General features: G+C 68.7%; 15 protein-coding genes. 7 read left to right on the top strand and 8 right to left on the bottom strand.

From position 1 onward, the window contains the following. Positions 1 to 45 precede the first annotated feature (45 nt). On the top strand, positions 46 to 528 hold the full coding sequence (locus Pmi06nite_RS26410) for an Ohr family peroxiredoxin (RefSeq protein ID WP_203955822.1): 483 nt from the start codon (positions 46 to 48) through the stop codon (positions 526 to 528). Positions 529 to 543: 15 nt separating this feature from the next. Here Pmi06nite_RS26410 and Pmi06nite_RS43020 read toward each other — a convergent pair whose 3' ends face one another. Then, positions 544 to 681 (bottom strand): hypothetical protein, encoded by a 138-nt coding sequence (locus Pmi06nite_RS43020; RefSeq protein WP_203955821.1) that lies wholly within the window; start codon positions 679 to 681, stop codon positions 544 to 546. A 345-nt stretch (positions 682 to 1026) separates the two neighbouring features. On the opposite strand from Pmi06nite_RS43020, the gene Pmi06nite_RS26400 reads away from it, so the two are divergent. Continuing rightward, positions 1027 to 1320 carry a DUF5713 family protein gene (locus tag Pmi06nite_RS26400; protein WP_239114218.1) on the top strand — a complete coding sequence of 98 codons (294 nt, stop codon included), beginning with the start codon at positions 1027 to 1029 and terminating at the stop codon, positions 1318 to 1320. A 146-nt stretch (positions 1321 to 1466) separates the two neighbouring features. On the opposite strand, the gene Pmi06nite_RS26395 is transcribed toward Pmi06nite_RS26400, so the two are convergent. Continuing rightward, the gene (locus Pmi06nite_RS26395) at positions 1467 to 2327 is read right to left on the bottom strand and encodes a calcium-binding protein (protein ID WP_203955819.1); all 861 of its coding nucleotides are present in this window, start codon (positions 2325 to 2327) and stop codon (positions 1467 to 1469) included. A 137-nt stretch (positions 2328 to 2464) separates the two neighbouring features. Further along, positions 2465 to 3382 (bottom strand): NADPH:quinone oxidoreductase family protein, encoded by a 918-nt coding sequence (locus Pmi06nite_RS26390; RefSeq protein WP_203955818.1) that lies wholly within the window; start codon positions 3380 to 3382, stop codon positions 2465 to 2467. Positions 3383 to 4245: 863 nt separating this feature from the next. Here Pmi06nite_RS26390 and Pmi06nite_RS26385 point away from each other — a divergent pair. The 3 genes from Pmi06nite_RS26385 (at position 4246) to Pmi06nite_RS26375 (ending at position 7099) form a co-directional block, all read left to right on the top strand. Beyond that, the gene (locus tag Pmi06nite_RS26385; RefSeq protein WP_203955817.1) at positions 4246 to 4674 is read left to right on the top strand and encodes a hypothetical protein; all 429 of its coding nucleotides are present in this window, start codon (positions 4246 to 4248) and stop codon (positions 4672 to 4674) included. A 497-nt stretch (positions 4675 to 5171) separates the two neighbouring features. After that, positions 5172 to 5621 (top strand): MarR family winged helix-turn-helix transcriptional regulator, encoded by a 450-nt coding sequence (locus Pmi06nite_RS26380; protein ID WP_203955816.1) that lies wholly within the window; start codon positions 5172 to 5174, stop codon positions 5619 to 5621. Beyond that, positions 5618 to 7099 carry an MFS transporter gene (locus Pmi06nite_RS26375; protein ID WP_203955815.1) on the top strand — a complete coding sequence of 494 codons (1482 nt, stop codon included), beginning with the start codon at positions 5618 to 5620 and terminating at the stop codon, positions 7097 to 7099. Before Pmi06nite_RS26380 ends, Pmi06nite_RS26375 begins: the two co-directional genes overlap by 4 nt. A gap of 19 nt (positions 7100 to 7118) precedes the next feature. Here the strand turns inward: Pmi06nite_RS26375 and Pmi06nite_RS26370 are convergent, their stop codons facing one another. Both Pmi06nite_RS26370 and Pmi06nite_RS26365 read right to left on the bottom strand, forming a co-directional pair. Beyond that, the gene (locus Pmi06nite_RS26370; RefSeq protein WP_203955814.1) at positions 7119 to 8072 is read right to left on the bottom strand and encodes a sigma-70 family RNA polymerase sigma factor; all 954 of its coding nucleotides are present in this window, start codon (positions 8070 to 8072) and stop codon (positions 7119 to 7121) included. Beyond that, positions 8069 to 9490, bottom strand: coding sequence for an MFS transporter (locus tag Pmi06nite_RS26365; protein WP_203955813.1), 1422 nt, complete (start codon positions 9488 to 9490; stop codon positions 8069 to 8071). Before Pmi06nite_RS26365 ends, Pmi06nite_RS26370 begins: the two co-directional genes overlap by 4 nt. A 128-nt stretch (positions 9491 to 9618) precedes the next feature. Here Pmi06nite_RS26365 and Pmi06nite_RS26360 point away from each other — a divergent pair, with 128 nt between their 5' ends. Next, on the top strand, positions 9619 to 9921 hold the full coding sequence (locus Pmi06nite_RS26360) for a hypothetical protein (protein ID WP_203955812.1): 303 nt from the start codon (positions 9619 to 9621) through the stop codon (positions 9919 to 9921). Positions 9922 to 10012: 91 nt separating this feature from the next. Here Pmi06nite_RS26360 and Pmi06nite_RS26355 read toward each other — a convergent pair whose 3' ends face one another. After that, positions 10013 to 10591 (bottom strand): TetR/AcrR family transcriptional regulator, encoded by a 579-nt coding sequence (locus tag Pmi06nite_RS26355; RefSeq protein ID WP_203955811.1) that lies wholly within the window; start codon positions 10589 to 10591, stop codon positions 10013 to 10015. Positions 10592 to 10684: 93 nt separating this feature from the next. Here Pmi06nite_RS26355 and Pmi06nite_RS26350 point away from each other — a divergent pair, with 93 nt between their 5' ends. Then, the gene (locus Pmi06nite_RS26350) at positions 10685 to 12862 is read left to right on the top strand and encodes an MMPL family transporter (RefSeq protein WP_203955810.1); all 2178 of its coding nucleotides are present in this window, start codon (positions 10685 to 10687) and stop codon (positions 12860 to 12862) included. 143 nt (positions 12863 to 13005) lie between these two features. On the opposite strand, the gene Pmi06nite_RS26345 is transcribed toward Pmi06nite_RS26350, so the two are convergent. Continuing rightward, positions 13006 to 14190, bottom strand: coding sequence for an MFS transporter (locus Pmi06nite_RS26345; protein WP_203955809.1), 1185 nt, complete (start codon positions 14188 to 14190; stop codon positions 13006 to 13008). Between the two features lie 76 nt (positions 14191 to 14266). Beyond that, entirely contained in the window at positions 14267 to 15046 is a 780-nt protein-coding gene (locus Pmi06nite_RS26340) for a GntR family transcriptional regulator (RefSeq protein ID WP_203955808.1), read from the bottom strand. Positions 15047 to 15126: the final 80 nt, after the last annotated feature.

Raw genomic sequence — 15126 nt, 5'->3', positions numbered from 1 at the left:
CGGACCACAGTCTCCTCGTCACCTCGGCAGGGAAAGGCGCAACCGGTGAACGACTCGACACTCTTCCCGGATCATGGTGACAGCGGCACCGTTTTCAAACCGATCTACATCGGTCACGTCGCCGTCAGCGGCGGCAGCGCCGCCCACGGCCGGGCGTCCGGCAAGGCCCGCTCCGCCGACGGCGCCCTCGACATGGAACTGCGGATGCCCAAGGAACTGGGCGGCGACACCGTCGGCCCGAACCCCGAACAACTCTTCGCCGCCGGATACGCCGCATGCTTCCACAGCGTCCTCAGCCTGGTGGCCCGGCAGCATCTCCTCGACCCCGGCTCCATCATCGTGGAGGCGACCGTCGCTCTCGGCCGTGACCCCGACGACGACGGTTACACGTTGCGAGCCGACCTCGTCGTGAACTGGCCCGGGGTTGAGCGCGACTCGGTCACCCCGTTGCTCGCGCAGGCGAGCGCGCTGTGCCCCTACGCGAAGATGACCCGCCAGGGCATCCTCGCCACGATAAGCCTCGCCTGAGACGATCACCCGTGGTCAGGCGTCGAGACGGCCGCCCGGCAGATCCTGCGCGGCCGTACGGCGATCGTGGTCGCGCACCGCCTCGCACAGGCCGTCACCGCCGACCGTGTGGTGGTCCTCGACGCGGGGCGGGTCGAGGAGGACGGGCCGCACGAACGGTTGGTGAGCGCTGGGAGGAGGTACGCGACCTTGTGGTCCGCCTGGGCCGGTCGCGCGTCGGACTCGGCGGCGGCGGACTCGTGATTTCCGGCGGAGTTCGCCGGTACGTGGCTGAGCATGGTCGCCAGGGGCTTCCGGCGGCGGAGGTGCTCGCGTGAACGCCGGCCGTATCGCAGGTTCGAACCCGCACGGTCGATCCGGTTGATCTTCCCGGGTGGAGGCACCGTGCCACCTGTCAGTGCCGCAGTGCAGTATCGGCACGACGATCCATGACGAGAACAGGAATTCGCGGTGTCGCTCACCAACCGGCAAGTGGCCACTCATGCGTTTCTCAGGGGCATGTACGAGGATCAGTACTTTCCAGATCACGTCGTCGACAAGGGAAAGGCGATCCTGCTGAGGCTGTGCGGGCGGATCGAGGCCGAGCGCCCGTCGGATCTGGCGGCCCTGTATGTGCTCACGAAGGCTGCGACGGAGGAGTTCAACGCGCTGGAGGCCGATTTCGAAGCGGCCGGCAGTGAGATCGAGACCGTCGCGCGAGAGGTGATAGCTGAGGACTTCTGGTTCGTGGCGTCGGCGTACGGATTCGCCGAAGCGGATGCGGAACGGTTGATCGCGGCCCGGTACTGGTGACGCGGGCAACGAAATGATCTTCGCGGTCGCGCAGTGAGTCCACGGCTCCACAGTTGCAGGGCCACAGTTGCGGGGGCCCCGACCGGTCGCACCCGACCGTTGCCAGGGACTGCCCGGGTAGACGGACAGTCCCTGGATCGAAAGCGTCAGTTCTGACGGATGGTGTTCCTGCCGGGTCCGCCGGAGAGCTTGTCCTTGCCGGGCCCGCCGTACAGCTTGTCGTTCCCGCTGTTCCCGTACAGGGTGTCGTTGCCGCTGTTTCCGTACACGACGTCGTTGCCCTTGCCGCCGTACAGCAGGTCGTTGCCGACCCCGCCGTATATCGCGTCGTTGCCGTCCATGCCGTACAGGATCTGGTTGCCCTTGGCGCCCCGGATCTTGTCGTTGCCCTTGCCGCCTTCCACGCGGGTGTAGTTGCCGCCGGCGTAGATCGTGTCGTTGCCGTCTCCGGCGAAGACCATCGAAGCCTCGCCCACCGTGATGGTGTCGTCGCCCGCCTGCCCGAAGACGTTGTTGCCGTCGACCCTGCCGGTGTCGGTCAGCTTGTCCTTGCCGGCGCCCAGGTAGATCACGTTGAAGTAGTAGACCTGACCGGTGGTGTTGTTGAAGGCCACGGTGTCGTTGCCGTCGCCGAGGTCCATCGTCAGAGTGGAGTAGGGGTCCTGGCTGTCCAGGGTGGCCACCTTGCAGGAGACCTTGGTGTGGTCCGCGCTGTCGGGGTGGCCGCAGCCGCTCCCGGCACTGATCGGGACGATGTCGTCGATCACATAGATGATGTCCGTGTAACCGCTGGTGAACGACTCGGTGACGCTCACCTTGTTGGTCTGGGCGGCGGCGGCCTTGTAAAGGAGCACATGGCCGTTGTCGCCGACCGCGGCGGTGGCCGACGGCGCCGCGGCGCCTGCCGTGGCGGGCAGGGCGACCGAAACGGTGAGCCCTGTGCAGAGAGCCAGCGTCAGCGCCGATGCGGTGCGTAACACCCGGCGGCTGACGAAGGGAGAGCGCATTGCGAACCTCCATGAGGCATGAGCGGTTCTTCCAATACGTTTGACTCCCGGCGCACGCAGTTGGTTCTGCCGTGATCGAGGGGTTCTGCGACGAATACGCGCTGGTCGGGCCGTCGAACGAGCGGACGTGGAGTCCCTCATCTTTCCGGGACGAGTACGACCTTCCCGATGACCCGGCGGTTGAGCAGGTCGTCCATGGCTTGTCCGGCTTCCGCCAGCGGCATGGTCCACGGGGGCATCGGGTCGATCCCGGGCATCGAGAACAGCCCCTCCAGCATGGCCCGGTTCTCGGCGGCGTTGCTCATCGACCAGGCGCCCCAGTCGACACCGACGACCGCGCGGTTGCGTAGGAGCACCTGGTTGGCGGGCAGTCTGGGGATGTCGCCGGCGGCGAAGCCGACGACCAGGAGCCGCCCGCCTTCACGGAGGGCGCGCAGGGCCTCCTCCGACAACGTTCCGCCCACCGGGTCGACGGCCACGTCCACGCCCCAGCGTCTGGCCGTGTCCTTCAGGCCTTCGTAGCCGATCACCTCGTCTGCTCCCGCCTGCGCGGCGAGTTCCCGCTTGTCCTCCGTCGATGCGGCCGCCAGGACTTCGGCGCCCAGTGCCTTGGCCACCTGGATGGCGGCCAGGCCCACGCCGCCGCCGGCGCCCAGCACCAGCACCCGCTCGCCGCGCCGCAGTCCGGCACGCCGCTCCAGCGCGTACATGGCCGTGCAGTGGCTCTGCGCGAACGCGGCCGCGCGGACCGGGTCGAGCTTCTCGGGCAGGGGTACGGCCTGCGCCGCGGGCACGAGCACGTGCGTGGCGAAGCCGCCCAGCCCGGTGATCGCCAGGACTCGGGTGCCGTCGGAGAGCCGCCCCGCCACCTCGAAGCCTGGTGTGAAGGGCAGGGGCGGCTTGATCTGATAGCCGCCGCGTGCCATCAGAGCGTCGACGTAGTTGACGCCGGCCGCCTCGACCTCGACCACCACCTGGCCTGGTCCGGGGACCGGATCGGGCCGGTCGACCAGCTCGACCGGCTTGCCGTACTCGGTGCAGACGATGGCCCTCATGCGATCAGCTTCGTCGACCGAACATCATTCTGGCAAGGTGGAGGGCCGGGAACCGGGCCCGGGGCCGTCGGAACGGCCGTGACCGAGCACAGGTAGTGGCTCCCTCCGGCACCGGACATCTCTTAATTGGCTACTGACTGAGCGTCCTACGATGCTGGTGATGAGGCAGCCATTGAGGCCGAGATTCTCCGGTGCGATGAAGTTTCGTGATTGAGAAGGGCTGAGGGCACTATGACTGGTGCTCTTCTCGGCGTCCGTACCAAGAAAGGAGACGGAGGAAAACCGCAGAAGTGTCGGAAACCGAGAAGTGATCTCCGTATGTGCGGTGCAATGAAAGCTTGTATCGCCCGCGCAAGCCCTACGAGACTGCTCAGGATCCTCCGCCGGTGGAGTCCTGCCAGCTGTCGAGAGTCGACCCAAAGAGGTGTCTATGACAGATCGTGTTCGTTCCGAACAGTATCTCCGTGCCACCATGGAGCTGCTCAGAGATGTTTCCAAACCTCGGGCCGCAGCCGACGTGGTGGGCGAATGAGCTCGCCCTCGATGCCAGCCTCTAAACGGGGTCAGGACATGAATAAGTGGGATATTCGTAATGACCCGTTACCTCTGAATCCGGCACGCTTCCGAGAGGGACAGAGTTGAATCAGTACCACGCACTTCCGCCTGTTCGGGGGATGCGTGCGAGTTCTGGCGCCTAAAGGGACCGCTGGCGAGCACCTCGCGAGTAATGCGCACGGGTCGCGATCGGTTCGATCGGAAGCCCTTTTCGTGTAGAGATTGCCGAGGTCAGGTTGGCTGATGGCGATAGGTAGCTCTTCCTGGCCGAGTGACGGAGTCTCGTTAATTCTGCGTAAGCTTTGATCATGACTGAGCCGACCTCGTCCGCCGGGTCCTTTCGCTTCTTCCCCGCGCCCTGGCCCGATGCGGGTGCCGGAATGTGGGCGAATGATCTGGAAGAGCACTTGGTGGCGCTCGCGTGTGAGCGCGGCTTCCAGCCGTCGCATGCCACCAAGAGCGAGCTTGAGCTTGTCCATGCTGGCCGGCACCGGATCGTTTACATCAACCGCAAGAGACTGCGGGTCCAGATCATCGCGGTGATTGTGCCGCCGTGGTCGGAGGTGGACGAGCTGCGAACCATCCCGGGGGTGAGCTCCCGTGGTGACTTCTTCCATAGCTCCAATCTGCGGACGTTCCCTAGACGCATACATGACGGGAAGAGCGAGATTCCCTACGGATACTCAATGGTGTGCGCTGACGTCGGTGCCTATGGCCGCGTTCTGGATCAGTCCTGATAATCCACGTCGGATGAGCGAGGCGTAGCAGGAGTCTTAGCCGATCAGGAACCGCTCCTCTTCCGGATGTGTTTGGTGTTGATCTCGACGACCGTACGACTCAGCTGCCGGACGCCTGCTGCCGGCACTGGTCCTGGATCTTCCTGATGGGCACGCCTTCTCCGGGGATGGTGTTGTACACCCAGCCGATCTCGTCGGGGGTCGGAGCCCATGGCCGGTGTGACGTGCACCCTGAGCCCCTGCTGCCGCATGCACGCGACTTGTTCCCGAACGTCGTCGGCGTAGTGGGGGGTTCGTCTTGGGGCTGAGCTCCGGCGGCATGATCGGCACTTGCTCTGGCAGGCCGGCATCGCGGCCTTCTGAGCCTTCACCCGCTCAGCCGTTCGGCTCCGCGTATGACCGGAACCGGACGTCGTCCACGCGGCGGGTGCAGTTAGACACCTCAAGGTGTGCACCTCAAGTTGCGCACCTTCGGCTGTCGTTTTACGGTCGGCAGCGTGAACGACAGTGACGAGGGCATCTCCGAGGCTGCACTCCAAGCGGCGAATGACGTGTGGGTGGTCGTCAGCCGCCTGCGCCGTCGGCTCACCGCGCTGGGCGGCGAGGGCGGCCTTTCGCCGTCGCAGGCGTCGGTGCTGCGGCGGCTCGGCAAGGACGGACCGGCCTCCGCAAGCGACCTGGCCGTGGTGGAGCGCGTACGCCCGCAGTCGATCGCGAAGATCGTCACCGCCCTGGAGGAGGCCGGACTGGTGGAGCGGCATCCCGATCCCGGCGACGGCCGCCGCCAACTGGTCACCCTGACCGCGCTCGGGCATGAGCGGCGCTCGGGGGATCGGCGGGCGCGCGAGCGGTGGCTGGCGCAGGCTTTGCAGGAGAGGGGGACGCCGGAGCAGGTGGAGGCCGTCATCTCGGCGATGGCGCTGCTGGACGAGGTCGCGCAGTCGTGACGGGTGTCGTGGAGCGGATACACCGCCGGAGACCGGCTGATCCGGGCGGCTTCAACCGCAAGCTGATCGCGCCGATGATCCTGGGCTCGGTGCTGAACCCGATCAACTCCTCCATGCTTGCGGTGGCGCTGATCCCGATCGGGATGGCGTTCCACGCGGCGCCCGCGCAGACGGCGTGGCTGGTCTCGGCCCTGTATCTGGCGACCGCGGTCGGGCAGCCGGTCATCGGCCGGCTGGTCGACTCCCATGGCCCGCGTCTTCTCTATCTGACCGGCACCGCGCTGGTCGGTGTCGCCGGACTGATGGGCGTGTTCGCGCCGAATTTGGGGATGCTGATCGTCTCCCGCGTGCTGCTGGGCTTCGGGACGTCCGCGGCGTATCCGGCGTCGATGTACCTGCTGCGCACGGAGTCCGACCGCACCGGGATGAAGAGCCCGAGCGGCATCTTGGCCGCACTGTCGATCTCCAACCAGGTCATCGCGGTGATCGGCCCCACGCTGGGCGGCCTGCTGATCGGCGCGGGCGGCTGGCACCTGATCTTCGCCATCAACGTACCGCTGTCGGCGTCCTGCCTCGTCCTGGGGGCGCGCCGCCTGCCGAGGCGGGCGAGGCTGGGGAAGGAAACCGGCCCCGCCCAGCGGGCGGACGTGTTGGGCATGATCCTGTTCGCGGGGATGCTCACCGCGTTAATGCTGTTCCTGATGAACCCCGGCCTCGACCAGTGGTATCTCCTGGTGATCGCCGCCGTCGTCGGGGCGGGCTTCGCCTGGCGGGAGTTGCGGTGCGTGCAGCCGTTCATCGACCTGCGTGTGCTGCGCGGCAACGCTCCGCTGCTGGCCACCTACGGCCGCCAGTTGCTGACCGCCACCACCTCCTATGCCTTCCTGTACGGCTTCACCCCGTGGCTGGAGGAGGGCCGTTCCCTCAGCGCCTCGGGGGCCGGGCTGGTCCTGCTGCCGATGTCAGCCGCCGCCATCGTCGTGACCGCCGCCACCGGCCGAAGGACCGAGGTCCGCGGCAAGTTGCTTGTCGGCGCCCTGGTTCAGATCATCGGCTGCGCCGCGCTGCTGCTGCTCGACGCCTCCAGCCCCATCTGGCTGCTGGCCCTCCTGGGCGCGGTCATCGGCATTCCCCAAGGGCTGAACGGCCTGGCCAACCAGAACGCCCTCTACGCCCAGGCCGACCCCGCCCGCATGGGTTCCTCCGCCGGGCTGCTGCGCACCTTCATGTACCTCGGCGCGCTGCTGGCCTCCGCCGCCAACGCCGCCTTCTACAAACACGGCGCCACCACCGGAGGCCTGCACGACCTCAGTCGGCTCCTTCTCGTCGTCGCCGCGATGTTCCTCATCGCCACCGTCGCCGATCGCTCCCTGTCCCGCATCGGCCGCGCCGCAGACAGCGCCGACGGCCGGACTCCGGATGACCTCGATGACCTCGATGACCGGAGCGAGAACGATGCGCGGCCCGTGCGCCGATAGCCACCTCCCTCTCGCCCCTTCACACCTGTGGAAAGCGGTCGATCGGTAGGCCGAAGGAGCCGAACAGGTCCGCCCGATGGAAGGCGAGCACCGAGGAGACGCCTGCTTCGGTCAAGGTCAGCACCTGGATCGAGTGCGCGTGGAAGGCGCCGCCGCGACCGCGGATGTACTTCGCGAACGCCGGTTGCCCGTTCGCGGACGTCTCCACCATGATCCGCAGGGCCGTTCCGGGCGTCATCTTCACTCTCAGCAGGCGCATAACGTCATCGCGACCGTCGAACCAGGTCGGGATCGGCGGCATCTCCCACCGGGTGTCCTGAGTCAGCAGACCTTCCAGAGCGACCAGGTCGGCGTCCTCGAAGGCTTTGGCGTACTGGTCGAGCAGGGCACGACGTCCGGGCTCGTCCGGTTCGCTGAACTGGTCCTCGGCGGGTGCGATCTTGGCCAGCTCGGCACGAGCCCTCTGCAGTGAGCTGTTGACCGCCGCAGTGGTCGTGTCGAGCAGGTCGGCCACCTCAGATGCCTGCCATGCGAGCACATCCCGCAGAATCAGTACGGCGCGCTGCCGCGGTGGCAGGTGCTGCAGCGCGGCGACCATCGCCAGTCTGAGGCTCTGCCGAGTGCCCACGACCAGAGCCGGGTCGGCGCTCAACATCAGGTCGGGGAACGGCTCCAGCCAACTGGTCTCCAGCGCCTGCGCCTCCAGGTCATCCGGGTCGGTGCCGGGAGCGCCCAAAGCCGACGGCACCATCCGGCGGCTGCTGTGCTGCAAGGCGTTCAGACAGACCCGGGTGGCGATTCGGTAGAGCCAGGTCCTGACCGACGAACGCTGCTCGAACTCCGCGAACCCCCGCCACGCCCGCAGGTACGTCTCCTGTACCGCGTCCTCCGCGTCGTGCAGCGATCCGAACATCCGATAGCAGTGCGCGACCAGCTCACTCCGGTACTGCGCGAACTCGTCCTCGAGGTTCAACTCAACTCCTCGACCGGCTCCTGCCGGGCGACCTGTGCACCCGGACCTGTACGACGCCGCGTGGTGATCCCGACTCCTGCGAGTGCTCCGAGCAACGACAGTACGCCGCAGACGGCCAAGGCTCGGGTGAACCCGGTGGCGAAGGACTCGTAGCCTCCGGCGGCGGCGAACACCGCAGCCAGTACGGCGACTCCGACGACGCCGCCGAGTTGCCGCATCATGCTGTAGATGCCCGAGGCGATTCCGACGGCCTCTCGGGGCAGCGCTCCGATGGCGGCGCTCTGCGTCGCCGGCATCGCCATCGAGACGCCGCAACCGGCCACGATGAGCGGCGGGACCAGTTCGGAGTAGTGGACGGTGCCGCCGCTGACCTGACTGATCCAGAACATGCCGACCGCCTGACCGGCCAGCCCGGTCACCACCAGTGGACGTTCACCGATCCGATCCACCAGACGGCCGGCGATGGGCGCCACCAGGAAGAGCGTGGCCGTCCATGGCAGGAGTTGCAGCCCGGCCTTCATAGGACCGGAGCCGAAGGCGGCCTGCATGAACTGGGCGAGGAAGAACACGGCGCCGAAGAGCGCCGCGGTCAGGAAGAAGCCGGCTGCGTTGCCGGCCGAGAACGCCCTCGAGCGGAAGAACGCCGGGGGCACCATCGGCTGCGGCGCGCGCCTCTCCCAGGCCAGGAACCCCAGCAACAGGAGGCCTCCGAGCACGAACGAGCCGATCACCTCTGGGCTGTCCCAGCCCGCCGCGGTCCCGCGGACGACGCCCCAGACCAGGCCGAGGACGGCGAGCGTGATCAGCGTCGCTCCACCCGGATCGAGCCGGCGAGCCGCCCCCCTGCTCTCGGGGATCCACCGGCGGACGAGGGGAACCGCCAGGAGGCCGACCGGCACGTTGATCCAGAAGATCCATTGCCAGGCGAGTCCTTCGGTCACGGCACCACCGATCATCGGACCGCCCAGCACCGCCAGACCGGTCAGGCCGCTGAAGACGCCGATCGCCCAGCCGCGGCGTTCAGGCGGGAAGGCGGCACCGAGCAGGCTCATCGCCAACGGCATCACGAACGCCGCGCCGATTCCCTGGACGGTCCGGGCGGCGATCAGCAACGGCACCGAGGTCGCCATCGCGCAGGCGGCCGACGCGACGGTGAAGACGGCCAGGCCGGCCGCGAAGGTCCGTCGCCGGCCCCAACGGTCGCCGATCGCCGCCGCGGTCACCAGGAGCATCGCGAAGCTGAGGCTGTAGGCGTTCACCGTCCATTCCAGCTGTTCGATCGAGGCGCCGAGATCCTGCCTGATGGTGGTCAGGGCCGCGGCGACCACCAGGACGTCGAGCGCCACCATCACCGAGCCGATGGAGGTCAGGCCCAGCACCCGACGTTGCTCGGCGGTCGTCCGTTCCTTGCTGCTCACCAGGGTCCTCCAGAAGTTCGCTTGTCACCGGTACTGACAGCGGCGGAGGACCGAACTCATCGCGGCGATGAATTCGGGGTGTCGGCGCGGTCAGAAGAAGTGACAGCAGAAGACCGAGGGGAACCGTGATGACCGCAGCAGTGATCCGCTATCAGACCAGGCCCGAGGCCGCCGACGAGAACCAGCGCCTGATCGAGAACGTCTTCGCGGAGTTGGCGCGCACGGCGCCACCCGGCCTGCACTACAGCTCCTTCCGGCTGGCCGACGGCGTCACCTTCGTGCATGTGGTCGACGGTGAGGGTCTGCCCGAACTGGCCGCCTTCCAGGAGTTCCAACGCGCTTTCGGTGACCGGGTGGCCGTCGGTCCCGCCCGAGACGACGCCACCCTGGTCGGCGCGTACTCGGCGGGGGTGGTGCCCGCGAACGGCTAGCGCCGAGGCCCGGCGGCGAGTCGGTCGACCCACGGGGCGCCCGGCTCGCTCAGCCGCCGACGTGCCATGTGGCGTGGCCGGCCGGGGGAGCTCACCGGGACAGTGCGCTGACGCCGGCCTTCAGGAACGCGAACGCGATCTCGAGAGCACGCTCTCGCTCGAGGTCGTGCCGGCTGCAGTAGACCTCGTACATCACGGCCATGGTGGCGGCCGCGACGATCCGGGGACCGACGTCCTCGGGGGAGGCGCCGACGTCGGCCGCGACGGCGGCGGTTCCCTCCTGGATGGCGTCGGCCAGGTGAGCACGCTGCAGGGCCTGGAGTTCGGGGTTGGCGTCGAACATCCGCTGCTGCAGATCGTCCAGGTCGCTGCGGGCGGCGGCCTCGGCGCGCAGCCACTCGCCCAGTACGTCCAGAGCGCTCTGTTTCGGAGATCGTCCCCGCAGGGCGTCGGTGAGCCGTTGCGTGGAGGCGATGAAGCGCGAGAAGGCGATGTCGTGCTTGGACCGGAAGTACAACGTCACCGTCCGCGGTGCCACATCGGCCTCGGCGGCGATGTCGGCGATGGTGGTCGCGGCGAAGCCGCGCTCGGCGAACAGGCGGTACGCCGTCCTGGTGATCGCGTCACGGCGGCGGGCCTTGCTGCGCTCGCGCACTCCTCCGACGGACATGCGCCCAGGATACCCCTCGTCATCGCATATTTACCATGGGATGTAAGTTTGCCGTCGAATGCAATCTTTCTGTGAACGGAAAGGGGTCGGGCCTTGGCCGGACGGCTGTATGGACTGGGGCACTGGGCGGCACGCCGGCGAGGGCGGGTGGTGCTGACCTGGCTTCTGCTGCTCACGGTGGTGGGGGCACTCGGGGTGACCCTGAGCGGCAAGCTCGCGACGTCGTTCTCGGTGCCTGGAATCGAGTCCCAAAAGGCGCAGGACCTGCTGACGAAGGAATTTCCCGCTGCTGCAGGCGGCACCGCCCGCGTGGTGTTCGCCGCGCCGGCGGGCAGCACGCTCGACGAGCCGGGCATCGCGAAGGCTTTGACCGCCGGCTTGGAGAAGGCCCAGGCCGTACCCGGAGTCGAGAGGGTGTCCGACCCGGCGCAGACGCGCGCGATCTCCGCCGACAAGCGGATCGGCTACGCCGACGTCGTGTTCCGGGAACCTGCGGCGGACGTGCCCGAGTCGGCGAAGGACGAACTGACCGGCGCCATGGAGCCGCTGCGCGCCGCGGGCGCCCAGGTGGATTTCGGCGGATCCGTCATGACACCGAAAACCGAGGTCGGCGGGCCGGGTGAGATCGCCGGCGTGGTCGTCGCGTTCGTGGTCCTGGCCGTCGCGCTCGGGTCCCTGGTCGCGGCGGGGTTGCCGCTGTTGACCGCCCTGGCCGGGGTGGGGGTCGGCGTCCTGGGCGTGCAATTCCTCTCCCGGTTCGTGGAGATGACCAGCACCGCCACGATCCTCGCGCTCATGATCGGTCTGGCCGTCGGCATCGACTACGCCCTGTTCGTCATCACCCGCCACCGCGAGCAACTGGCGGAACCCGGCAGCGACGTCCATGACTCCATCGCGCGTGCCACCGCCACGGCCGGAAGCGCCGTTGCCTTCGCCGGCATCACCGTCGTGATCGCCCTGTCGGCGTTGGCGTCCACCGGCATCCCGTTCCTCGCGATCATGGGCTTGGCGGCGGCGGCCACCGTGCTGATCTCCGTCGCCGTGGCGCTCACCCTCCTGCCCGCGCTCCTCGCCTACGCCGGTGAACGCCTGCGCCCGCGTCCCCGCACGCGTGCGGGGGAGTCGGGCGCCTGGGGCCTCGCATGGGCGCGCATCGTCACCCGCAGGCCCGTCCTCGTCCTGCTGGTCGGAACCGTGGCTCTGCTCGCCGTGGCCATGCCCGCTCTGAACCTGCGCCTGGGCCTGCCCGGCAACCAGAGCCAGCCGGCGGCGAGCACGCAGCACCGCAGCTACGACCTGCTCTCTGAGGGGTTCGGCCCCGGCTTCAACGCGGCCCTGTCCGTGGTCGTGGCCGACGTCCCCGCCGACCGCGCCAAGAGCGTCCTGACGGAACTGCACACCACCCTCGCCGCCGATGGAGACGTGGCAGCCGTCGCACCTCCCGTCACGAACGGCGACGGTACGGTCGCCGTGATCGGCGTGGTGCCCAAGACCGGCCCTGACGATCAGGCCACCACCGACCTCGTCCTGCGGCTCAGGGCCGACCACCATGCGGTGACCGAGGCGGGCGGGACCATGTACGTCGCCGGCACCACGGCCGCGGCCATCGACCTGTCGGCGAAACTCTCCGGCGCACTGCCGGTGAACATCGGCATCATCGTCGTTCTGGCGCTGGTCCTGCTCATGTTGGCGTTCCGGTCGGTGCTGGTCCCCGTCAAGGCGGTCCTGGGCTTCCTGCTGTCGATCGCCGCCAGCCTCGGCGCCGTCGTCTGGGTCTTCCAGGAGGGCCATCTCGGTGGCGTTTTCCAGGTGGCCGCCGCGGCGCCCCTCCTCTGTTTCCTCCCGGTCCTGCTCATCGGTGTCCTGTTCGGACTCGCCATGGACTACGAGGTGTTCCTCGTCTCCCGGATACGGGAGCACTACTCGCACACCGGCAACGCGCGCGAGGCGATCCACCACGGGCTCGCCCGCAGCGGCCGCGTCGTCTCCAGCGCGGCGCTGATCATGGCGGCCGTCTTCGGCGGATTCATCTTCAGCGCCGACCCCATCATCAAGTCCATCGGCTTCGCTCTGACCATCGGCGTGCTCATCGACGCCTTCGTCGTTCGTCTGACACTCGTGCCGGCGGCCATGGCTCTGCTCGGCGCGCGAGCCTGGCGACTTCCCCGCCTGATCGACCGTGTCCTGCCCCATGTCGACGTCGAAGGCGGCTCGCACTCCGGAAGCGCCGCCCAGGTGCATGAGCGAGTCGGCGAAGAGGTCTCGGCTTAGCACTCACTCCAGAAACGATCACGGGGGGAGTCTCCTGACCGGGATCGCAGGAGCACAAGCGCGCCGGCGCCGCCGCGAGGCGTCGCCGGCGCGCACTCGTCGACACCGAGCCCCTGCCCTCCTGCTCCGGCAGAGGGTCAGTGTCAGGCCTGTGCCGGAGAGGTGACGAACAGCCGCCGACCGGCGAGCATCAGCGCCGCGCCCGCGGTGACTCCGCACGCGCCCATCACCGCGGCGACGGTCGGCCCGCCGTGTAGCAGCAGCGAGCCTCCGGCGGCCGAGCCGCCGGCGATGCCGGCGCCGACCAGGGTCACCAACCAGGAGAACGCCTCCGTGACGGTTCCCTCAGGGGCGAGGTCGCCCACCATGCCGAAGGAGACGGAGAGCAGCGGTGCGAAGAAGACCCCGGTGACGACGGCGACCACCGCCATGCCGATCGGTCCGGGCACCAGGGCCACCAGCCAGTAGGAGGCCGCCATGCCGAACGCCAGCAGTGCCGCCTTCCGCGCGGGTGCGGCCTGCCAGTGGCGTGCGCCGTAGGTCCCGTAGCAGACCGCCCCGATGAGGGCCCCCGTGGCGTTCAGCGCCAGCAGGGTTCCGGCTCCGCCCGGAATGTGGTGGGAGTCGGCGTAGGCCACGCTGAAGACGTTGAACGATCCCACCGCCAATCCCGCTCCGGCCAGGCCGAGGATGAGCAGCAGCAGGGCGGGGCTGTGCAGAGCGCCGAGCCAGTGCGGTGTCCGTACGGCCGGCGCCCATGATCGTGAAGGTTCCGAGGTGCTCATCACGAGGGCGCCCACGAGGCCGAGAGCCGCCGACACCCACAGGGCCGCCCGGGGGGACCCCGCCGCCGCGATGCCGGTCACCGCCAGTGGTCCGGCGATGAAGAGTAGTTCCTGGGCGCCGGCGTCCAGGGAGTAGGCGGATTCCAGTTCGCGGGGCTCCACCAGTCGCGGCCACAGGGCGCGCAGGCACGGCTCGAGGGGAGGGGTGGCGGCTCCGGCGATGATCGCGCCGAGGAAGGCGAGTGCCGTGCTGTGCGGTGCCAGCGCCAGCACCGCGTATCCGCCTGAGGCGACGATCGCCGAGGCGGTGAGGACCTTCGGTTGCCCGAGCCGGTCGACGCAGCGTCCAAGGAGCGGCCCCGCGATCGCCTGCGCCACGGCGAAGGTTCCGGTGACCAGGCCCACGGTCGCGTAATCGGCGCCTACTTGACGGAGTGTCAGCGCGATGGCCAGGGCGGCCATGGCTGCGGGGAGGCGCCCGATCAGGGAGCCGCCCAGGAGACGGCCGACGTAGGGGCGGCGCAGGACGACGGTGTACGGCATGGGGATCCTTGCAGCGGGGTGGATGACGGCTGCGGCCCGGCGCGCGGGCCGTGAGCCGGGGGCGGGGAGGGCGCCGCTACCCGGTCTGCAGGACGGACAGGTGGCCTGCCCGGCCGAGGACCAGGTGCTTGGCGAGGTAGCACGGCGCGCCGCTCAGTGCGGCCGTCTGCGTCATGATCAGGACGGGCTCGCCTGCGGGGGTTCCGAGGAGTGCCGCGCGTGACGCGCCGGGAACGCCCGGCGTGATCCGGACGGCTCCGCGGCCGATCCGCGGCCCGTACCTGTCCAGGAGGATCGACAGCAGGCTGCCGCTGCCGGCCGCCCGCATGGCGGCGGCGATCGCGTCACTGGTGTCGGCGTCGATCGCCCCAGCGGCGGGGAAGTGCTCCTGACTGAGCGCGACAGCCTCGCCGTCGCGGGACAGGACGGTCTCGAAGAACCAGGTCGTTGCGTTCGCCCGCAGTCCCAGCCCTTCGGTGACGAAGGTGGCGGACTGATGCTGGAGCGTCACCTCGCTGCGGTGGAGCGTGACTGGAGACGTCGGCGTGCTCAGGAGTTCCTCGAGCGGCCTGATGCGTTCGAGTCCCCTCGGCGGGAGGGTGTCGGCCACGAAGCGTCCGACGCCGCGGCGGGAGAAGAGGAAACCATCCTCGTCCAGGAGCATCAGGGCCTCACGCACGACGGTGCGGCTGACCCCCATGAGCTGTCCGAGCTCCGTCTCCGTCGGGATCATGGACCCGGGCGGCAGCACTCCGGAGCGGATGGCGTCGAGGATGCGGCTGTGGACCCGAGCCCGCAGCGGGACGCCGGAGTCTCGCGGGATCTCCTCGGACAGGAAGGAGAGGCGGTCGACCACGTGACATCGTCTCCAGGGGGAGTGCGGCGGAGGAGGTTGTTATACAAGCTCATCATACAACCCGGCTGAATCCTGGAATG

Origin of the sequence: Planotetraspora mira (assembly GCF_016863275.1) — a bacterium.
Classification (GTDB): Bacteria; Actinomycetota; Actinomycetes; order Streptosporangiales; family Streptosporangiaceae; genus Planotetraspora; species Planotetraspora mira.
This window is presented reverse-complemented; position numbering and strand designations above follow the sequence as displayed.